The 20,065-nt window shown below is 49.7% G+C and carries 18 protein-coding genes; 3 read left to right on the plus strand and 15 right to left on the minus strand.

The genetic code is table 11. The features are described 5' to 3' along the window. Nucleotides 1-56 precede the first annotated feature (56 nt). On the plus strand, nt 57-962 hold the full coding sequence (locus ACYVFD_RS06575; protein ID WP_461088984.1) for an RpnC/YadD family protein: 906 nt from the start codon (nt 57-59) through the stop codon (nt 960-962). 91 nt (nt 963-1,053) lie between these two features. On the opposite strand, the gene ACYVFD_RS06580 is transcribed toward ACYVFD_RS06575, so the two are convergent. The 4 genes from ACYVFD_RS06580 to ACYVFD_RS06595 form a co-directional block, all read right to left on the minus strand. Continuing rightward, a complete protein-coding gene (locus ACYVFD_RS06580; RefSeq protein ID WP_461088985.1) occupies nt 1,054-2,106 on the minus strand; it encodes a hypothetical protein in 1,053 nt (350 codons plus the stop codon). 109 nt (nt 2,107-2,215) lie between these two features. Further along, nucleotides 2,216-5,245 (minus strand): FAD-binding and (Fe-S)-binding domain-containing protein, encoded by a 3,030-nt coding sequence (locus ACYVFD_RS06585; RefSeq protein WP_461088986.1) that lies wholly within the window; start codon nt 5,243-5,245, stop codon nt 2,216-2,218. A 26-nt stretch (nt 5,246-5,271) separates the two neighbouring features. Beyond that, on the minus strand, nt 5,272-5,535 hold the full coding sequence (locus ACYVFD_RS06590) for a hypothetical protein (protein WP_461088987.1): 264 nt from the start codon (nt 5,533-5,535) through the stop codon (nt 5,272-5,274). Between the two features lie 3 nt (nt 5,536-5,538). Beyond that, a complete protein-coding gene (locus tag ACYVFD_RS06595) occupies nt 5,539-5,751 on the minus strand; it encodes a DUF1648 domain-containing protein (protein WP_461088988.1) in 213 nt (70 codons plus the stop codon). Between the two features lie 102 nt (nt 5,752-5,853). Here ACYVFD_RS06595 and ACYVFD_RS06600 point away from each other — a divergent pair, with 102 nt between their 5' ends. Continuing rightward, nucleotides 5,854-6,405, plus strand: a complete 552-nt coding sequence (locus tag ACYVFD_RS06600) for a biopolymer transporter ExbD (protein ID WP_461088989.1) — start codon at nt 5,854-5,856, stop codon at nt 6,403-6,405. A 10-nt stretch (nt 6,406-6,415) separates the two neighbouring features. Here the strand turns inward: ACYVFD_RS06600 and ACYVFD_RS06605 are convergent, their stop codons facing one another. Together ACYVFD_RS06605 and ACYVFD_RS06610 are read right to left on the minus strand one after the other, a co-directional pair. After that, a complete protein-coding gene (locus ACYVFD_RS06605) occupies nt 6,416-6,766 on the minus strand; it encodes a hypothetical protein (RefSeq protein ID WP_461088991.1) in 351 nt (116 codons plus the stop codon). Nucleotides 6,767-6,845: 79 nt separating this feature from the next. Then, nucleotides 6,846-7,895 carry a DUF4097 family beta strand repeat-containing protein gene (locus tag ACYVFD_RS06610; protein ID WP_461088992.1) on the minus strand — a complete coding sequence of 350 codons (1,050 nt, stop codon included), beginning with the start codon at nt 7,893-7,895 and terminating at the stop codon, nt 6,846-6,848. Between the two features lie 327 nt (nt 7,896-8,222). Here ACYVFD_RS06610 and ACYVFD_RS06615 point away from each other — a divergent pair, with 327 nt between their 5' ends. Then, on the plus strand, nt 8,223-8,480 hold the full coding sequence (locus tag ACYVFD_RS06615; protein ID WP_461088994.1) for a carboxypeptidase-like regulatory domain-containing protein: 258 nt from the start codon (nt 8,223-8,225) through the stop codon (nt 8,478-8,480). 77 nt (nt 8,481-8,557) lie between these two features. On the opposite strand, the gene ACYVFD_RS06620 is transcribed toward ACYVFD_RS06615, so the two are convergent. The 9 genes from ACYVFD_RS06620 to ACYVFD_RS06660 form a co-directional block, all read right to left on the minus strand. After that, nucleotides 8,558-8,851, minus strand: coding sequence for a hypothetical protein (locus ACYVFD_RS06620; protein ID WP_461088995.1), 294 nt, complete (start codon nt 8,849-8,851; stop codon nt 8,558-8,560). 106 nt (nt 8,852-8,957) lie between these two features. Further along, nucleotides 8,958-11,333, minus strand: coding sequence for an ABC transporter permease (locus ACYVFD_RS06625; RefSeq protein WP_461088996.1), 2,376 nt, complete (start codon nt 11,331-11,333; stop codon nt 8,958-8,960). 94 nt (nt 11,334-11,427) lie between these two features. Beyond that, nucleotides 11,428-13,779 carry an ABC transporter permease gene (locus ACYVFD_RS06630; protein WP_461088997.1) on the minus strand — a complete coding sequence of 784 codons (2,352 nt, stop codon included), beginning with the start codon at nt 13,777-13,779 and terminating at the stop codon, nt 11,428-11,430. A 166-nt stretch (nt 13,780-13,945) separates the two neighbouring features. Beyond that, a complete protein-coding gene (locus ACYVFD_RS06635) occupies nt 13,946-15,124 on the minus strand; it encodes a serine hydrolase domain-containing protein (RefSeq protein ID WP_461088998.1) in 1,179 nt (392 codons plus the stop codon). A 117-nt stretch (nt 15,125-15,241) separates the two neighbouring features. Further along, nucleotides 15,242-16,723: a serine hydrolase gene (locus ACYVFD_RS06640; protein ID WP_461088999.1), complete on the minus strand. Its 1,482-nt coding sequence runs from the start codon at nt 16,721-16,723 to the stop codon at nt 15,242-15,244. Nucleotides 16,724-16,751: 28 nt separating this feature from the next. Then, nucleotides 16,752-17,615: a DUF4097 family beta strand repeat-containing protein gene (locus ACYVFD_RS06645; protein ID WP_461089000.1), complete on the minus strand. Its 864-nt coding sequence runs from the start codon at nt 17,613-17,615 to the stop codon at nt 16,752-16,754. Further along, a complete protein-coding gene (locus ACYVFD_RS06650; protein WP_461089001.1) occupies nt 17,615-18,481 on the minus strand; it encodes a DUF4097 family beta strand repeat-containing protein in 867 nt (288 codons plus the stop codon). The genes ACYVFD_RS06645 and ACYVFD_RS06650 overlap by 1 nt, the downstream gene beginning before the upstream one ends. A 219-nt stretch (nt 18,482-18,700) precedes the next feature. Then, nucleotides 18,701-19,537: a HEAT repeat domain-containing protein gene (locus ACYVFD_RS06655; RefSeq protein WP_461089002.1), complete on the minus strand. Its 837-nt coding sequence runs from the start codon at nt 19,535-19,537 to the stop codon at nt 18,701-18,703. Beyond that, complete coding sequence (locus ACYVFD_RS06660; RefSeq protein WP_461089459.1) at nt 19,512-20,057, minus strand: RNA polymerase sigma factor; 546 nt, start codon at nt 20,055-20,057, stop codon at nt 19,512-19,514. Before ACYVFD_RS06660 ends, ACYVFD_RS06655 begins: the two co-directional genes overlap by 26 nt. Nucleotides 20,058-20,065 lie beyond the last annotated feature (8 nt).

Raw genomic sequence — 20,065 nt, forward strand, 5'->3', positions numbered from 1 at the left:
GTAACCAAAATATTAAATGATAACTACAGATTCGAATGTCGACTATCTTTGCACGCATGCGTAGAAAGAACGACATTTTATTAAAAAGCGCTTTTGAGGAAGCTTTTCCTGATTTGCTGCGATTTTTCTTTGCAGAGGCCGATCAATTATTCGATATGGCCCGAGGGTTTGAGTTCATGGACAAAGAATTGAGTGAACTCTTTCCCGAACTGGAAAAACAGGGCGGTTCACGATTTGTGGATATGCTGGTCAAAGCCTGGTTGCTGGATGGTACTGAAGAATGGATTTTGGTACACCTGGAAATTCAGGGTGAGGATACGCGCGGATTTGCCCATCGGATGTTGCAGTACTGGTATCGCATTTATGATCGATATGAAGTGGATATTGTTGCCTTAGCTGTATTTACGGGTGGTAAAAATCAGCCTAAACCGAATCAGTATCACAAAAGCTTTTTAGGTACTGAAATCACCTATACCTATAACGCTTACCATATCCTGGATCATTCGGAGAGCGAGTTAGTGGCCATGAATAATCCATTTGCGCTTATTGTTCTGGCTGCGCAGAAAGCGTTATTGTTAGGCAAGATTCCTGAAAAAGAACTGGGAGAGCAGCGACTAACGATTGCCAAAGCGTTGATTCAAAGCCAACGGTACGATAGTGAACAAATTCGACGTTTTCTGTTCTTTTTAAAGACCTTTATTTACATTGGCGATCCAGACATAAATCGTAATTTTGATAAGGAGATTGAACTGCTAACCGGAAGTCAGAGAGCTATGGGTATCATCGACACAATTAAAATGTTAGCCAGAGAAGAAGGGCTTGAAGAAGGTCTTGAACAAAAAAGCCTTGAAGTGGTCCGTAAACTGCTACTGGCACAAAAGTTTACAGATGCTGAGATTGCTAACTTCGCTAGCGTCTCAGAAGATTTTGTGCGGAAGGTGAAAACCGAACTGGATAAATAGTCACTAATCGAGTTACTCTCTAACCTGAAAGCGCCCAAAACAGTGAAAAACTTCTGTTTTAGGCGCTTTCAGGTTAGAGAGTGTTCAGTATCTAGGTTGCCATATCGCGGGTTGCGTCCAGGTCGTTGTATTTACGGTCGAGGCCTTCGGTCGATTTCTGATCGGAACGGTCGGGGCCGGAGATCATATCCTGGGCAGCAATACTACTTTCGTCGGCCATTTCGCGTGGAAATTTCTCAGCTTCCCGACCTTCTTCGGGTCGTTCGCCCGGCTGGTTTTTAGTCGTGTCTTTGGCATTTACATCATAAGGACGGGCTGAATCACCCGTATCTGGCGCATCTTCCATACCTTCCTCAGTACCAGGAACGGCTTTAGCTGCTTCGGCTATATCCTCATGAATCCCTTCATACTGAGAGCCCTTTTCTGCATTAACCGACTGAGGTTCTACCGGAGCAGCTACCGTAGCTGTGAATGTAGTCAATGGATTAGCGGCATTCCGTATATCTGGAACTGCTGGTTTGGGCGTATCTGGCAAATCAGGAATTTCGGGACCAGGGGTCGGTGGAGTAGGGGGCGTTTCTGGTGGCACACCCGGCGTAGGCGGAATCGGCTGCGTTGGGTCAGGTGTGCCGGGAGTTGGGGGAATCATATTTTGGAAAGAGTCTCCTCCCAGTGGTTGAACCCCACCAATGTAATTCCAGCCAGCAAATGAATTGGTCGACGTACTTTTCGAGTCTGTATTGGTCGAATTTGGTGACTCATCCTCCGATGATAAGCCTGTTGCCACTGTCGAACCCGCATCAGGATTGCCCGTAATATCGGCAACGGCAATCGGATCGTTTGGTAGGATCGCTTCATCAACACCTTCGCCTACATGCAGCGAAGCTTCCGAATTTTCGTATGTTTTCCCCCGCAATGGGTCGCCCTGAACAGTGCGCTCTTCGTCGGAGCTATATCGGTTGCGAAGTTGTTCATCCACAACATCGTCTTCGGTATCACCGATGGGTGTCAGTTTACCGTCGACGAGTTTGACCATATTTGTTTCGCCCTGATCGGCGCCGAACATCGCTTCTGCATTTTCGTTCGATACCAGATTGGCCTGTTGAGCGCCATCGCTAAGGGCTGAAGAATTTGAGTTTTCCATGACAATTGTGAATGTTTTAGGTTTATGGAAAACTACTGGAAACGCAAAAGGTTTTGTAACGCGGACATCTAGTCCGCAGTCAATAACCACTGCGGACTAGATGTCCGCGTTACTTCAGCGCGTCAAATAAAATCTCGGCGGGGTGCTGAGCTTTTCGCCCAGTTCCATCCTTGATCTGATGACGGCAACTTGTACCAGCGGCCGAAATGATGGCATCGACTGCTTTTCGTACTGTAGGGAAAAGGACTAGCTCGCCAATCTGCATCGATAGTTCGTAATGCTCTTCTTCATAACCAAACGAACCTGCCATGCCGCAACAACCGGACGGAATCAACTGTATGTTATAATTGGCTGGTAAGGAGAGCACCTTTTTCACGGGAACCATCGATGATAGCGCCTTTTGGTGGCAGTGTCCGTGTACTTTCACCAGTCGGGCTTCGTCGGTAAATAAGCGCTTATCCACTCGGCCAGCCTCAACTTCCTGTGCCAGCCATTCTTCGAACAGAAAAACGTTTTTGGCAATACGCAGGGCATCGTCTTTTAACTCGTTAGGCACTAAATCGGGGTATTCATCCCGGAAGGTCAGAATGGCCGACGGTTCCAAACCAATCAGCGGTGTATCGTCCGTAACAAGGTCTTTCAACAACGTTACGTTCCGAATAGCGAGCTTCCTGGCTTCATCGACCAGTCCTTTCGATAAATAGGTACGGCCACTTTCCGCATGTTCAGGAATCGTAACCGTATAGCCCAGTCGTTCCAGCAACTGAATCGCTTTTTGACCGACCTCAACGTCATTGAAATTGGTGAATTCATCGGCGAAGAGCAAGGGGCGTGGGGCATGGGGCATGGAGTGGGAATTGAGCTCCTTGCTCCCCGCTCCCTGCTCCCTGCTCTTCGCCCACTTCTTTAACGTCGTACCCGCCAAATGCGGCATGCTGCGGTCGGGGTGGAAGCCGACGAGTTGATTAGCCACCCGACGAAGTGCAGGAGCGTTATAAACCGCGTTGTAAGCCCAAGGAGCCAGACTGGCCAGCGACATTAGTTTGGTGAAGTTACCGACCAGTTTAGCTCGTAACGGAACGCCTTTTTCGTGGTAATGCTGTTGCGTGAATTCGGCCTTCATCCGGGCCATGTCGACGCTCGATGGGCATTCCGCTTTACAGCCTTTGCACGATAGGCACAAGTCGAGTACCTCTTTGGCTGCTGCATAGTCCAGTTCGGTTGGGGTCGATTGATTGCTGTAAAAATGCCGGAGAATATTGGCGCGAGCCCGGGTCGTATCGCGTTCGCGTCGGGTAGCCATGTAGCTTGGGCACATGGTTCCGCCCGAAATTTCGGTTTTACGGCAATCGCCGGAGCCGGAGCATTTTTCGGCCAGTTCGAGCAAACCTCCATCTTTCGAAAAGTCAAACACCGTTTTGGGCTGCGCAACTACCACATCGGCCTCCGAACGCAGCGACTCGTTCATCGGTGGCGGGTCGATGACTTTGCCTGGGTTGAACGTGTTGTGTGGGTCCCAGAGGGTTTTAACGTCTTTGCACAACTGGTAGTTTTCGGGGCCGAGCATATAGGCAATAAATTCGCCCCGTAGCCGACCGTCACCATGCTCACCCGATAAGGAACCGCCGTATTTTTTGACCAACTGCGCCGTATCCATCAGTAACGCCCGGAAATTGGCTCGCCCTTCCGACGATTTTAGGTTGATGAGCGGCAGAACATGGATTTCGCCCGCCCCGGCATGGGCCGAATATTCGAGTTTCAGCCCGTGATTCTCCCAGGCCATCCGGTCCAGTTCATCAATGTAGTCGGGCAGGTCATGAACATCGACGGCGGTATCTTCGATCACGTTTGCCGGTTTTTCATCACCCGGAATGTTGTACATGATGCTTAATCCCGCTTTGCGCAGTGCCCAGGGCTTTTTCGTTTCGTCATCGAATAGAATCGGATAGGTGTAACCTAACTCCTTTTCCTTCAGGTCAGCAACAAAGGCATTGGCTTTTTGCGCAGCCCCTTCTTTTGTATCATCGAAAAATTCAACCATCAGGATCGCCTTCGGATCACCTTCCACAAACGCCCGGTTTTTGGTTTGCTCGATGTTGGTTTTGGTCAGTTGCAGGATATAATCATCGACCAGCTCCGATGCCGAACACTGATGGGCCAGTGCAACCAGATTGGCTTCCAGCGATTGGCGGATCGTGTTGAAGTGTGCGCAAACCAGAGCCGTTTCTTTGGGTGGCAATGGCAGCAGATTCAATTTGGCTTCGACAATAAAGCATAGCGTCCCTTCTGACCCCGCAATGAGATTAGCGAAGTTGAAGAGCGGGGTCAGAAGGGACGCCGAACTCACGTTTTCCTGCTCCTTGCTCCCTGCTCCCTGCTCCCCGCTAAAAAAATTCAATAGCGCATCCAGCGCATAGCCGGTGTTCCGACGAGTGACGGTCGGCTTGGGGTAACCTTCGCGGATGTGCTGTTGGGTTTCAGGGTTGGAGAGCCAGTCGCGGAACTGTACGTAGAGCCGTTGTTCGAGTGGGCTAACCACATTTTCGCCCCGGCATTTGGCGTCGAATTGTTCCTGGGTTAGTGGGCCAAACGTAACTTCGGCACCATCGCTGAGAACGACCCGAACGTCGAGCAGGTGGTCGCGGGTGGTGCCCCAGATGATGGAGTGAAGGCCACAGGAATTGTTGCCAATCATTCCGCCAATCATAGCCCGGCTGGCGGTACTGGTTTCGGGACCGAACAGCAGACCGTGCGGTTTTAGAAAGGCGTTCAGGTCGTCGCGGATAACGCCGGGTTGTACACGTACCCATCGTTCGGCGGTATTAACTTCCTGAATGGTTCCAAAGTACTTGGAGATGTCGACCACTATACCGCTACCGACGACCTGGCCAGCCAGCGAGGTTCCAGCAGCCCGTGGAATTAGTCCTAAACCATGTTGTTGCGCAAATCGTAGCAGTCGTTTAATATCGGCGACTGATTTGGGCAGGGCTACTGCAATGGGCATCTCCTGATAAACCGATGCATCCGTGGCGTAGAGTAAGCGCTGGGCGGTGTGTTCAGGTGATTCATCGAAATAGAGGTCTCCTTCGAACGAAGGCTCCAGCGAGGCAAAAGGCGGTTTATGAGGAAGACGAAACATACCTCAAAGGTACAAAGAAACTCAGTTCACTGCTTTGGAACCAGTTTGTAAGCTCTCCAGACAAAAAAGCCCACGACCACCAGCATCAATCCGACTATACTGGGAATTGTCCAGCCAATTAGGTGGTCATGATTATAAAATTTAGCCCAAATTGATTGAGCATGAATGAGAAGAAATAAGCTGGCCACAAACAGGCGCATACTGGCAGTCATCAGACGAATATTACCTAGCTGGCGGCCTACATTCTCTGCTGTACGTGGACCAGGAAAGTTCATGAAATCGGGATGCATTTTTTAGGATACCCAAAGTAGACCAGTAACAAACAAAGCAATGAGCGGTATGATCAGTAATGTTGCCGGACTGCCCCATCGATCGGGCTGGCCATGTAGATTGTAGTGAATGGCTATTGGACTAGGCAACCACATCGCTCCAGCAATGGAAAGGGTTGTCAGAAGCGTTAGCAGAACTATCGTTAGCCAATTGGTCATTCGTTCATACGTAGTCATGTCTGAACTTAAAGCAGAAGTGTATACCATCGAAGGTAAGAAAGCATAGTAAATTATGGAAATGACCGTGTTGAGTCATCCATCGGATAAACGACCGCTACTATGCTGACACGACGTATATCTACAACTCTTCAGGTTGACTTTAAGCCCATTGTGAGTGTGGCTTTATTGGTTATCGTATTTTTTGTTTGGGTGAAGGCGGCCAAAGAGCCTGAAGTTATGGGCGTTGCGATACCGAAAGAATGCCGAAAGCTTGAGATCCAGCATACTCCAAAAAAAGTAGTTACCCTTTATCTACTAGCGAAAAGCCAGATCGGTATTATGCAATACTGGAAAGGTGACGATATGGTCGAACTGAGCCAGATCAGTCCTGAAACAGACAACATATCGAAACTATTGGAAGGGTTGAAAAAAGCAACGGATGGCGATATGGCTGTTATGGTGAAGCCTACCCAACTGGCTACATTCCGGAATGTCTCTGACGTCCTGGATGTACTGAGAGAGGTAGATATTCCTTATGTTCCTATTACGACACTTACCGGTTTCGAACAACGCAGGATGAAGTATTATGAGCAGAAGTTTACCCACCATCGAATAGGTAGCGGAACGTTGTTTCTGAAAATGGAGCCTTTTTACTGTTCAATAGAGGAGTAAGAAAAGCTATTCACTTGCCCCGATCAAAGACCCGCTTCAGCCGACTACCGATAAAACTACCTACAAACGTCAGAATCATGGAACCGTATAGTCCGAAATTCTCCAGTTCGATATTGAAGGAGTTGGTCGGGTGTTCGAGAAAGAAGGTATATACAAGCCAGATCGACAGTGCCTGTACGATGGCCAGAAGCCAGCCTTTGCGGGGTTCCAGGAAGCCCAGGCCCGTTGCCAGAATGGTTGCGACCAGGTAAGGAAGATGGGCCGCTATGGCAACGCGAATGCAATACAGAAGAAAAGCACTCCCAATTAGCGTCAGAAGGATATTCAGGAGGAGTCGGCGGTCGAAAAAAGAAGCGTTCATTCGTAATGAAAAATGTAGAATGAATAATGAACAATACACTTCGGACATTGTCCATTATTCATTCTACATTTTTCATTGCTTACTGGTTCACATAGACGCTACCAGCCGAAGCCGAGAGTGTAACGGGGATGCCACCACCATTGAGCGTACCTTTAATGTGGTTCCGGTCCGTATCGCCACTGAAGTTGTTCAGCGGGATTTTGATGTGGTTGCCACTCAGATTTAAGCTGATTCCTTTGTCGAGAGGCATTCTGACGCGAACGCTACCGGCGCTGGTCGACAGACGAATCGGACCGGCTAGTTTGCTGATGCTTACCTCTACACCACCGGCGCTGGTGCTGGCGTCGATGCTACCGGCTATGTTTTCCAGGCGAACCGAGCCGCCCGAGGTCCCCGCTTTGATGTCGCCTTCAATATCTTCGCCATTTACGCTGCCACCGCTGGTTTGAGCATCGATAGGGCCTTTCAGATCGGTCAGGCGAATGCTGCCACCCGAGGTGTGCAACCGCATTTTACCCGAGGATGATTTTGCTTCGATGGAACCACCCGAGGTTTGCAGATCGATTTCGCCGGTACCGTTAGCCTGGCAACCATCAAGGTGAATGCTGCCGCCCGAAGTTTGGCCGTTGATATCGCCATCCACGTCGCTCATGTGCAGGCTACCACCGCTCGTGCGGAATTTCTGCGTGCCGGTCAGAGTTGCCAGATGAATACTACCGCCGGATGTCCGCAGGTCAGTAGCCATGTTGCGGGGAGTATAAAATTTGAAGCCAATGCTGAGCGAGCGTTTCCAGTCACGGTCGTTGTTTCGGCGTTTGGCGGTGGCCACTACCGTATTGCCTTCCTGCGTAATCGAGATGTCGTAATCTCTGAGCCGCTCTTCGATTTCGGCTTTATCCAGATTGCCGTTGCCGTTATTGCCGCGTACATACATTTCTACTTTTACGTCTTTTCCTGAACCACCTTCTACAGTGAGGCTACCACCGGAGGTTTCGGCCCGAACGGTGTTGATATTACCCGAAAAGGTTTTGGTCTGGTAAGGCGAATCGTCGGAAGGGCGATTGGCAAGGGTTGTCAGCGAGATGGTTGCTACGCCGAGGAGTGTTAAGAAGAATTGATTTCGTTTCATACGATTGGTTTTGATTTCGATGTATCAAAGATGCGCTTTCGCTTACGAAGGTTGCATTAGCTGTTGTTATTACCCGTCAGGCGTTAGCCATATGGTTAGTAATGGATTGGCAAGGGATGTGCCAGTTTGATAAACATTTGATATTTAGAGTATTATGTTTTTGGCCTGTGGTGAGCCTGTCCGGCAGCGGACAAGTGGACGTTCATTCACGGACAAGTAAAGAGGAATGAGCTAGCCGAAACAATTAGCTGATGGTATTGAGCCTGGGAAATTACTAGTTGTATCCTGCTTCAGCTTCTCGCCCAGAGCCCGGTTATTAAAGGTACGGTGACTTCCGGCGAAGATAACTCAGGACTTCCCGGTGTAAACGTAGTGATCAAAGGCAATACCATTGGCGCATCAGCAAACGCAGAAGGAGCTTACTCCATTGCCGTTCCTGATAATCTGCTCAAAAACGCCGTACTGATCTATTCCTTCATCGGGATGAAAACATCGGAGCTGACGCCGATAGCGGTACGCAGTTTCCCTGACGGTTTATTTACTTTGAGGACACAGACCACGGACACGGTAAAGAGAAAACTGTAAAAATCAAACAAAAAAAGGGCCAGTCAAGTTGATTGGCCCTTTCTGGTTATGCATTCTTTACAACTTATCAGGTTCTTTTATCTGGACATGAGCAGCGTTCGCTGTTTAGCCAGGTCTTCTTTCTTGACAAACGTGATTGGTACAAACTCATCGGTTGGTGAGCCGATGTAATAGAGTGTCCAGTCCTGATCGTAGGTAGAAAGCAAATGCCGGATACACTCGACCCGGTCGAAGGTCGGAACCAGGCAATCGCTCCAGTAGAACAGTTCGACGCGGTAGTGCAAAGCTTGCTTCTGGCCATTGATGGTTACGTCGATTTCGATTTCCTGTTTCCCAGGCATCGAAGAAATAGGTATAGCGATGTATGACATAGTGTTAGGAAAAGGAATATGATTTAAAATTTAGTTAGCATGGAGCGTGGAGCTGGGTGCATGGAGTAAGGAGCAAAACACCCTGCTCCCTGCACCTTGCCCCACGCTATTCAGATCGTAAACTATCGGTTGGATTGGTCAACGCCGTTCGGTACGTACGCCAGCCAATCGTTAAGCCGCCTAAAAGCAACATTGTGCCAAAACAGCCACCTAACATACCCACACCTACCGAAATGTGATAGGCGAAAGACATCAAAAAGAAACTGGTGGCCAGATACCCGATGGGTAGGGCAATGGCTCCGGCAATTAATAATAACTTCAGGAAGTCCCACGATAACAGCCAGATAACCTGATCGATACGGGCGCCCATTACCTTACGAATGCCCACTTCTTTGGTGCGCAATTGAGTCGTATAGGTTACCATACCCAATAGCCCTAGACAGGCAATCGATAAGGCAAAACCAAGCAATAACCCCATAAATGAAATATCGTCAGTATGGTTATGGCGATTTCGCAGAAAATCATCGTACCATACGCCTGCAAAGGGTTCGTAGGGATTCTGTCGTTTCCAGATCTGAGCAATAGCTGCCCGAGTCTCTTCGGGCTTTCCAGTGCCTACTTTGACGTTCAGGTATCGGAATGTATTGGGTTCATAGCGCAGAACAAATGGTTCTATTTTTCTGGCCAGCGTAGAAAAATGAAAATCCTTGAGTACCCCCGCTATCTGGACTTCGGTACTGTCGTTCAGCCAGAGCATTTGCCCGATAGCAGCTCCGGGTTCCTTCAAATGGAAGGCCCGAACGGCCTCTTCATTGATTAAGACAAATCGGGAAGCTGAATCACCAATGGAAGCAGGCATATTCTGTCCGGCCAGTACGGTCAATCCAGCTACTTGAACCCTGTTGGCATCCGTTGCATAGATGTGGGCCCTGGCCGAGTCACCGGTGGCTCGCTGGCGTCGGATCATCTGCCAGCGGCCGCCATTTTCGCCGAACAGATCGGATGTAGCTGTTAGTTTTTCGACACCTGCTAACTGATTGATCTCGGCCGTCAACCGATCAGCATCAGCTCCATTGAGCGGTACGATCAAGACATTATCCCGCTGAAATCCATAGTCGGTTGTGCCCATAAAGTGTTGCTGCCGAGCCATACCCAGTAAAGCAATCATGGCGATCAATGAAATCGAAAACTGAACTACAATCAGCGACTTGCGAAGGCTGATTCCCCGGAACACGCGCAGACCCGTTTGGCTCCGTAGCACCTGCGCTGGCTGGAACCCCGAGAGAACGCGGGCAGGCAACAGACCCGCCAGCATACCCGTGATCAGGCTAAAGAGAATGAACACAATCCACACGCGTACATCCTGCTCCCACTGTACACCACCAATGAGCCATTGCTGGACAAAAGGCATAGGCTTTACCAGTTGCAGCATCCCATACGCTAAGCCAAGCCCCAGCATCGATAGAATGGCTGATTCGGCCATGAATTGTCCCATCAGTTGCCAGCGCAAGGCTCCAGCTACTTTCCGGATTCCCACTTCGCGAGCGCGACTCAGGGAGCGGGCTAATGTCAGGTTGATGTAGTTGAAGGAAGCCAGTAACAGCGTTAGTAAGCCAACGATCATTTCGGTTTCCAGCTTACCCGCCGAAGGTTCATAGGTGCCCAGCATCAACTCTTCCCGCGATGGCGATAGGGTTGCCAGCGGCTGACTGCGGAACGTATATCCCTTTTCGTTGGCAAAATGCAGGCCTTTTGTTACCTGGGTAGCTAGTGCGGGGAGCACATTCGTAAGGGCGCTGGCCGGGGTGCCGGGCTTCAGCGAGATGTACGTATAACCTTGCGTATACTGTTTCCAGTCGGTGCGTAATTGATTCCAATCCGAACCGGAAAGGGAGGCTGTTGAAATCAGTACATCGAAATTTAGGTGGGTTTTAGCGAGTGGTTCGGCCAAAATACCTGAAATGGTCAACGCACCCAACTCGGGGTGGTCGATGCGTTTGCCAATTGGATTGGCCGTGCCGAAAAAACGTTCTGCCGTTTTGGGGGTCAATACGGCTGTGCGTGGTGTAATTGCGGCCTGTCCTTTTGCCAGTTGAAACCCGAAAAGGGTAAAGAAGTCAGGATCGACGGCGCTATATACGACCGGCAATTGTTTTCGATTAGCCGTAAAGTCGCCATAGTTACGAATGACTCGGGTGGCCCGGTCCACAAAAGCGTATTGACGTTTTATAGTTTCGGTCAGGGGCAGAGGTGAGGTGGCAAATCCCTGTTTGTCGTTGCTGGTCGTTGTAACGTCGGTAATAATCCGGTACGTTCGATCAGCGTGCGGATGAAAGGTGTCGTAGTCAAATGCCCCTTTTATGTCGATCATCGCCAGCATACACACCAGCATCCCCGACGCCAGGCCAAAGATGTTGATGAAGGTAAACAGCTTATGTTTCCAGAGATTGCGAAAGGCCGTTTTTAGGAAGTTTTGGAGCATAGAGGGCGTGGAGCTTGGAGTAGGGAGCAGGGTGCAGGGTGCGTGGAGTAAGAGCTAAATTACTCCACGCACCCTGCACCCTGCTCCAAGCTATTTATTCCGTTTTAAGTGAGTTGACAGGATTCATCAGGGCTGCTTTTATACTTTGGAAACTAATCGTCAGTAAGGCAATGGCGATGGACAGTACGCCCGCCAGAGCAAAGACCCACCACGACAGATCGGTTTTATACGCAAACGCTTGTAGCCAGCGATCAGCAGCCCACCAGGCTAGCGGACTGGCAATCAAAATGGCTAACCCAATCAGTTTCAGGAAATCGTTGGTGAGCAGTGTAACAATATTGGCAACCGATGCGCCCAGTACTTTCCGAACGCCAATTTCTTTAGTTCGACGTTCGGTTGTAAAGGCGACCAGACCAAACAAACCCAGGCAGGAAACCAGAATCGTCAGCGCGGCAAAACAATTGAACACCAGGATCATCAATTGATCTTTTCGGTACTTCGCATCGAACGATGCATCCAGAAAACTATAGTCGAACGGGTAGTTTGGGTAGTGTTGCTGCCAGATCGTTTTGACCACTGACAAGTCGTTGGGTTTGACGCGTACCATCACGTTGTTGATCAGGGAGGTACGGTAAATGAGGATTAGCGGTTCGACCGGATTGTGCAGCGAGCGGTAGTTGAAATCTTTTAGTACGCCAACCACCGCCCCTTTATGGCCAAATCCTTCCATAGCCTGTCCGATGCCGTCTTTCCAGCCCGCCAGTTTCACAAAAGCCTCGTTGACTAGAAAACCACCTTTTATATCCGTTTTATACTGCGTTGATAGATTGCGCCCGGCTTTCAATCGGATGTTTAGCAGGGGCACAAACGTTTCGTCGATGAACATGTAGTTGGCCATCATTTCGCGTTTTTTACCGCCCGACTGGATCGTAGTCGAGGCCATTGCCATCGGGCCGTCTGACAACCCGGAGCCCAGAGTTACTCCCCCAATTTCGGAACGTTGTTTAAGGCTGTTGGCCAGGGCAGGAGCGCCCGCCCGTGTCGTCGAATCGTCGGGTAAGTACAGGCTGAGAATCTGATCGCGGCTGAAACCAACGTCATAATGCCGGAGATAATCCATTTGCCGATGAACAACCAGTACCCCGGCAATCATACCGACCGCCAGCACAAACTGGAACACAATAATGGATTTGCGGAACCACAGCCCCTTTCCATAACTGGCCAATCGGCCTTTCAGCACATCGACCGGACGATAGCCGGATAAAACGAAGGCCGGATAGAGACCACCCAACAGCGTTACAAGGAACCACGTAAAACCGATGAGCGGTATGGCTTCGGGCGTGTTAAGGTATAACTGGATCGTCAGCTGCTCATTAAAAACCGGGATCGTGAGTTGTAGCAAAAGCAGGGCGCAGGCAATGGCCAGCCCGCTTAGCAGGAATGATTCAAACAGAAACTGGCGAACCAACTGGCCGTAGTGGGCACCACTGGCTTTACGAATCCCTACCTCTTTGGCCCGTTCGGTTGCTTTGGCCGTTACCAGATTAATGTAATTGAGCAGGGCAATGGCCAGTACAAACACGGCCAGAAAGGCAAACAGATAACTGTATTGTTTTGACCCTTTGGGGGTATCTTCCAGCTTACCCTGACTGTAATGCACATCCTGTAATAACTCGGTCGGAAAGGTGATGGAGTAATTTTCAGCACCTGCTTTTTTCAGTTCCGGGTCAATGTGTTTTTTGGCTAACAGGTCCAGCTTTTTGGTGAAATCGGCCAGGTTCGGCTCCTGTTTGAACAGCACATAGGTGTAGGCCGGAAAATCATCTTCCAGCCAACTGGCTGTTTTGGCTGGTTTTACGGAGAGAAGCGCACTAATCGGCAGATCGGTATTGCTGGGCAGGTCGGCCATCACGCCCGTGATCTGGTAGGTTTCTTTGTTGATCTGAATCGATTGGGATACGACATCAGTCCGTCCGAAGAATTTGTTGGCAAACCGTTTCGTAACGACAGCACTGTTCGGATTCTGTAGGGCGGTCTTAGGATTACCGGCTAAAAACGGATAGTTGAAAACTGAGAAAACGTCGTTGTCGGCATAGTACACGTCCGTTTGTTCGGCCAATTGGTTCTTCGTTCGGACGGTAGCGCCAGTCATCAGAAACCGAACGGCTGTTTCTACTTCGGGGTAGTCGTGTTTCAGCGTGGGGCCTAACAGCAGCGGACTGGCGGCTATAGACAACGGCGCTTCCGGCGTTTTCATCACGCTGGTGACGCGGGCAATCCGGCTGGCGTTGGCATGAAAGCGGTCATACGAAAACTCATGATCGACATACAAGGCCATCAGCAAACAGGCCGCTAAGCCAACAGCCAAACCACCGACATTCAGGCTGGTATATAGCTTATTTCGCCAGAGATTTCGGACCGCTATTTTAAGGTAATTGCTGAGCATCGTATACCCGTTCGTTTAGGTTGGGTAAGGTATGCTCAAATATTATACCATCTGTTGTAGTGCTTTGACTATAAGTGTGTTATCTTAATTTAATAAAGGCGGTGCGTCCGGTTTCGGACGTGTTTAGTTCAGTTGCGGACAAGTCAGGCTCTGGTCAGGACACAGGCTAATTGGGTAATGATACAGCCCGGCCGTCCAGTTGTTTTATAATTTGATTGGTCAGCGCTTTTATGCGGGAAGCGGTAGTACGGTCGCACTCGTTTGCGAAAACGATAATGCCCAACTTCTGTTCGGGATAGTTGGCGCATAAACTGCTGAACCCCGGAATGTTGCCATCCTGCCAGATTACCCGGTTTCCTGCCGATTTCAGCATTTGCCAGTTTAAGCCCGATGCATATTGACCACCATTCGTCCAGGTTGGCTGATGCGTTAGTTTGGCGGTGTGAGTCTGTTCGGCTATGTGCCACTGAACATAGTTCAACATATCGGCTACGGTCGATTTCAACGCACCAGCGGCTTGTAGTTCATCGGGGCTGTCGGGCATCAGGATTCCTTCACAATTGTAGCCTTTGGCCACACGGGTTTGGGCCGAAGTTGGCAGCGTGATTTTTGTATCGTTCATAGCCAGCGGCTGGGCCAGCTTTTGCTGGATAAGCTGTTCGAACGATTGGCCGTAAATCCGCTCTAAAATGTACCCCAGCAATTGAGCGCCCGTATTCGAATACTTGAAGGCAACGCCCGGAATCGTGTCCAGTGTAACCTGACGCAGATCGGCATAAAAATCGGCGCGGCTGTAAGGGCGCATGAGTTCCATAGCCACGGCCGACGCGGGCGTGTTGGTGTTGCTGAAGGCTTCGGGTTTGTTGGGTAGGAGGAAGGGTAAGCCAGACCGATGATTAAGCAGGTGAACGAGTCGAATGGGGTGCCCCTGATAGGCCAGGTTTGGGTAATCACCGGTCAGATAGATACGAACATCGTCGTCGAGTTTTACTTTGCCATCCACTACGGCCTGAGCCAGCAGCGCCCCCGTAAATGTCTTGGTAATGGACGCAATCGGATAAACGGTCTGGCTGGTTGGAAGTTGATGTCGGCCCCGTTCGATGGTTCCGTAGTTGTACACAAACGGTTGCCCATCTTTGACAATACCTATTGAAAGCCCGACAGCCTGAGGCATCCGCATAAATTGCTGAGCAGCCTGTTCGACCAGCGAATCGACAGAGGTTTCCAGTGGATTATCGGTCGATGCTTTTTCAGGTAACCTGTTTCTTATGGGTACGTGTTTAGGATGAACAGGTTCTGCCGTCAGCGTGATGAGTAAAAGAACGGAAGTGAGCCAGACATTCATGGGATTGAGCTGGTTTAGGAGGTTGTATCAATGACAAGATGCAATTCGATACAAAGAGGTTGCGTGAGTAGCCGAGTTTCGTTGTTTCAAACGCTTACTTTACCGTTCATGACTAAACTACTTGCCAGCAGACTCACCGATCTTTTTGAAAAACTCCGTTGCGTTACCGTTTTGAGGATTCAGAACCAGTGATTGTTTGTAGTTTTCAATGGCCAGTTTACGGTTTCCGATGCGCTCGTACGTTTCGGCCAGACTGTCGTAGGTATTCCAGCCATTGGGGTATAAGCTGACGTTCAGTTTAAAAATCTCGATGGCTTCCTCAAGCTTTCCTTCTCCGACTAACTTATAACCCCACTCATTTACATAATCTTCAGTCAGGTGCAGTTCTGGGTATTTTTTTCGGACATCGTTCACTACTGAAATAGCCTGTGCATACCCTCGTCGTTTTAACTCATTCGTCAACGCCGTTACGGCAGGAGGTTCGCCATAGAGGGCATTCATAATTTGTTTAGACAGCTCCCCCAATTGATTTTGGGTAGATTGGCCTGCGTCGTTGGCCAGCAATACGATACCGGTTTTCTGATCAGGATACAGGTCGCAGTAACTGGCAAATCCGAATGTGCCGCCCGAATGCTCCAATTGCCGTTTGCTATCGATGGTCTTGTGCAGAAACCAGTTCAGGCCGAAGGCCAGATTGTCGACACTACCCCAGGTGAGTTGATGGCTCAGTTGTACAGCCTTATCGGTTTCGGCTAACTGGTACGCTGCATATTTCAACAAATCCGCAGAACTGTATCGAAGTCCACCGGCAGCCTGCATAGCCTTTATGGTAAAGGCTGGCATCTGAATACCAGTACTGTTGTAGCCAATAGCGAATGGATCTGATGCTGACAGACCAAACGTGCTGTGCATTTGGAGAGGCTGCTCGATGCGGGTTTTTACCAATTCGTCGAAAGGTATCTTGTAGACATTCTCCAGTATATAACTTAGCAATTGAGCTGCCACGTTACTATGGCGTGGATTGTGGCCTGGAGCGGATTTGAGTGTTACCGCATGTAGATCGTTGAAAAAATCCTGCTTTGTATACGCACGCAACTCATTGACAATTCGGAATGGAACGGAGTCAGGATTGACCTGCTTGTAGGCATCGGGATGGTCGGGGAAATTGTCCGGTAATTCCGAGGTCCAATTGGTCAGATTCACCAGCCGGATAGGCTGTCCCTGATAAGCCAGGTTTGGATAGTCACCGTCAAGATATTGTCGGATATCATCGTCTAACCGAACCCGTTTTTCAAGGACAGCTTTTGCCAGCAGCAGGCTACCAAACGTTTTGCTGATGGAGCCAATTTCGTAAATTGTATTCTGCGTAGGTATCAGGTTTTTCCCTTTCTCCACCGTACCGAAATTGTAAAAAGCGGTTTTCCCGTTTCGGGTAATCCCAACCGATAATCCCACGTGTCCGTTTGCCTGAACGAAGGCCGTACCCAGTTGCTGGATAGCTATTGCGGAACTGACCTTCGGAGAAGTGGTTTGCCCGGATGACCAGTTGATGGCTAGAGCCGACAAACAGAACGTGATGATAATCGATTGCGTACGCATAAGACACCTGCTGATGAGATTGAATGGTTTACTTGGCTTTGCGGATGTAGATGTTGCCGTTCATGTTTTTCATCATGATTTCACGGCCACCTCCGTTGATTTTTCCCTGTACCCAATCATCGATGCTCACCCGATACATACCGTTCTGATTGGTCCGGTTCACTTTCGACTGGGTCTTATCCACATCAATATCGAAGTCGCTGTACATATCGCCCCGATCTGATTTGAGTTTGACGTTCATTTTTGCCGAAGCCGGGAACGTTACATCAACATTTCCATTCAATGTCGAGAAAGCCATGGGCGCGTCGCTATTCACGTTTTTAAAAACGGCCTTTACTACCCCATTCACTGTGTTGGCAACCGCCGATCCGGCCACATTCGTCAGTTCAATAGCTCCATTTACATTGTTGATTTCCAGTTCGCCCGATACATTATCGACCGAGATTTCGCCGTGATTGACCGTGCCAATACGCAAGTTGAATTGTTGCGGTACTTTAATGGTCAGATCAATGGGCTGATTAATCGAGTTGGCGTCCACATTAACGGTATTATTTTTTTCACGGGCACTTACATCGAGCGGATTACCAGCGTTGATCCGTTTCATACCTGCCGATGAGGTACTGCCGTTCCGATCTCTGTCCCGATCCCGGTCGTCGTCATCGCGTCGGCCCCGTTTGCTTCCACTGGCTACAATATCGATCACGACATCTTTGCCGCTGTAGCCAACCACCGTGATTGACCCGTTGATTAAGTTGGCCCGGAGCGTACCTGGTTTGCCAGGATCGCTCAGCGGCACCACCAGTTGTTCTTTTACTTCATTCTGCGCCACTAAAGAGCTTACGGTGAGTACGCTCAGTAAGAGAGCGCTAAGCGTTAATTTAATCGTTTTCATCAGGATTGTTTTTTAATGTAAATGCTTCCGTTTAGTGTTTCAAACTTGAATGTTTTGCCTCCGTTGCCAATACGGACAGCCGTGGTTTTGTTGAGCTTATAGACGGTGCCACTCCCCGTTTTCTGTTCTGATTTGATAGCTTCCATCGGTAAGGCTTCGGCATTGGGGAAGTCGGTGTAAAAACTTCCATGCATACTTTTGAACTGGAGATCGGCCGATAGATTGGACTGATAGGTTACCCGAATATCGCCGTTGATGGTGTGGTAAAACGAGTTTTCGGGTGGGTTGGCCAGGTAGTTGATATCGACGGCTCCGTTCACCGTGTTGGCATCGGTAGTACCTTTGATGTTGCTCAGGGTAATGGCGCCATTCACATTCCGGGCCTTCACGGTGCCGCTCACATCTTTCACCGTCACTTCACCCCGGTTCACGGTCGAGACGACCAGGTTCATGTGATTGGGCACTTTCACGGTGAAGTCAAGGTTGAAATCATACTCAATATCCCGGTCGTTGTTCCAATTATTGTGTCGTTGCCGCCGGGGTCTAGAATCGAACGGTTCGGCGATGTAAACTATAACGCTGTCGCCTTTCTGATCAAAACCAAGTTGAAATTCTTTCTTGCCAATTTCCAAATCGGCATTGGTTTTGGCCGTGATCGCTTTGTCGACCTCCACAATGACTTTGTCGCCCGAATAGCCTTCGACTTTCACGAAGCCGTTGATGTTGTACAGGGCAAATACGTTGCTGGAGCCTTTCGAAACCGTAAATTCTTTACGGATATGTTCTTTAGCTTCCTGGGCGCTGGCCGGTGTTTGGGCACAAGAGAAGGCCAGCCCCGCCAAAACGGGGATCATAAACAGTTGCATAGTTTTTTGGGGTTTATGGTTTTTTCTTTTGTCATCCCGACGCAGGAGGGATCTTAAAGCGTACTGTTACCGAAGATCCCTCCTGCGTCGGGATGACAAAAACACTCATCCGTAGCCTGTGTCCTCACAGGCCACTTGTGCGTCAGCTATGTCAACCATCCGGTCAATGTAGTCTGTGAGGACACAGACCACGGATACAGCTTGGCCCGGACACTATAATCAGGACAGTTCCCGAATACTTTGTTCAATCTTTCCTTTCACCATATGGTTGAGGTTATCGTCGCGGAGCAATTGCCGGAGGGGTTTAATGGAGCGTTTCTCCTGCAATTTCACCATCACATCGGCCAGTGCCGACTGCACTAAGGGCGAATCCTGTTGGGCGATGGATTGGACCAGCCCTTCCCGAGCTTTCGGATTATCGGCCAGTTTCGCCAGCGCTTCGAGCGTAACCAACCGGACGTTCACGTTTGAGTCGTTGTTTAATGTTGTCAGCAGGGCGTCAATTACTTTATCATCGACCTCATTGATTTCTTCCGTATAGCTCACCGCCCGGAGCCGTTCGGAAGCCGCCGGATTTTCCAGCAGCGAGAGCATCATCATCTGGCGCATCTGTTCCACCTGCCGCGACAGCGTATCGACCTGCTGTTGGTATGCTACTGTGGGCGTATTAGATCGCTGAAACCAGTATCCGGCGGCCACTCCAACGACCAACAGGGCTATACTATAAGCTAGTCGCATGGCATACTGAGGTGTCCAGAGTTGCCGAAGTTTAGCCAGTAGTGTATCGAACACGCTTTCCTTTTCAGCCGTCGCCGTATCCTTGTAGGTTTCGAGCATGGCCTGAAACCGTACCCGTGCGGCTGCACTTGGTTCGGGTGCAGGTAACTTACCCATCATTTGCCAGAGTTGCCGGGTCGATTCGGCATCTTCCTGGCAGGCTGAACAGTCGGCCAGGTGCGCATCCATAATGGCTCGCTCCCCATCGGGCAGTTGGTTGCTGAGCCATTCGCTGAATTGTTCCTGCGTTTGTTCACAGTTTATAGGCAGTTTTTCCATTCTCAAGAGTCAGATAAATTTTTTTTAACTCAGCCATCGCCCGGTGTACCCGTACTTTTATCGCACCTTCTGTCGTGTTGAGTACCCGTGCAATTTCTTCGTACTTTAATTCCTGATACCGGCTTAGCACTAATACTTCGCGATTGTCAGGACTCAGTTTGGCCATGGCCCGATTCAGTGTATCCAGTTCCTGTTCTTTCTGGAATCGTTCGTCGGCCATTGGTCCCCCACCGACTCGCTCGGCAACATCGGCCAGATCGTACTGCTTCGACGTGTGCTTGTTCTGTTTGCTGTGATCGACCAGTACGTTGCGGGCCAGGTGATACATCCAGCTTCTGAACTCGCCATCGCCCGTGAAGGTATGCCGGTATTTCAGCATCCGGTAAAACACCGTTTGCAGCATGTCTTCACTAGCCTCCCGCTGGTTGGTCATATGGAACAGGAAGCCGAACAAGGGCCGATGGTATCGCTCGAAGAGTAAGCCCATCGTGTCCAGATTGCCTGCTTTTACCTGCAGCATGAGTGCGT

The sequence above is a fragment of the Spirosoma gilvum genome (assembly GCF_054776815.1).

Coding starts and splice junctions, on each gene's coding strand:
- ACYVFD_RS06630 (WP_461088997.1), bottom strand. CDS start 13,779: ATGCTCAGCAATTACCTTAAAATAGCGGTCCGAAATCTCTGGCGAAAT.
- ACYVFD_RS06635 (WP_461088998.1), bottom strand. CDS start 15,124: ATGAATGTCTGGCTCACTTCCGTTCTTTTACTCATCACGCTGACGGCA.
- ACYVFD_RS06595 (WP_461088988.1), bottom strand. CDS start 5,751: ATGACTACGTATGAACGAATGACCAATTGGCTAACGATAGTTCTGCTA.
- ACYVFD_RS06575 (WP_461088984.1), top strand. CDS start 57: ATGCGTAGAAAGAACGACATTTTATTAAAAAGCGCTTTTGAGGAAGCT.
- ACYVFD_RS06605 (WP_461088991.1), bottom strand. CDS start 6,766: ATGAACGCTTCTTTTTTCGACCGCCGACTCCTCCTGAATATCCTTCTG.
- ACYVFD_RS06620 (WP_461088995.1), bottom strand. CDS start 8,851: ATGTCATACATCGCTATACCTATTTCTTCGATGCCTGGGAAACAGGAA.
- ACYVFD_RS06590 (WP_461088987.1), bottom strand. CDS start 5,535: ATGCATCCCGATTTCATGAACTTTCCTGGTCCACGTACAGCAGAGAAT.
- ACYVFD_RS06645 (WP_461089000.1), bottom strand. CDS start 17,615: ATGAAAACGATTAAATTAACGCTTAGCGCTCTCTTACTGAGCGTACTC.
- ACYVFD_RS06640 (WP_461088999.1), bottom strand. CDS start 16,723: ATGCGTACGCAATCGATTATCATCACGTTCTGTTTGTCGGCTCTAGCC.
- ACYVFD_RS06625 (WP_461088996.1), bottom strand. CDS start 11,333: ATGCTCCAAAACTTCCTAAAAACGGCCTTTCGCAATCTCTGGAAACAT.
- ACYVFD_RS06660 (WP_461089459.1), bottom strand. CDS start 20,057: ATGCTGCAGGTAAAAGCAGGCAATCTGGACACGATGGGCTTACTCTTC.
- ACYVFD_RS06600 (WP_461088989.1), top strand. CDS start 5,854: ATGCTGACACGACGTATATCTACAACTCTTCAGGTTGACTTTAAGCCC.
- ACYVFD_RS06650 (WP_461089001.1), bottom strand. CDS start 18,481: ATGCAACTGTTTATGATCCCCGTTTTGGCGGGGCTGGCCTTCTCTTGT.
- ACYVFD_RS06585 (WP_461088986.1), bottom strand. CDS start 5,245: ATGTTTCGTCTTCCTCATAAACCGCCTTTTGCCTCGCTGGAGCCTTCG.
- ACYVFD_RS06580 (WP_461088985.1), bottom strand. CDS start 2,106: ATGGAAAACTCAAATTCTTCAGCCCTTAGCGATGGCGCTCAACAGGCC.
- ACYVFD_RS06610 (WP_461088992.1), bottom strand. CDS start 7,895: ATGAAACGAAATCAATTCTTCTTAACACTCCTCGGCGTAGCAACCATC.
- ACYVFD_RS06655 (WP_461089002.1), bottom strand. CDS start 19,537: ATGGAAAAACTGCCTATAAACTGTGAACAAACGCAGGAACAATTCAGC.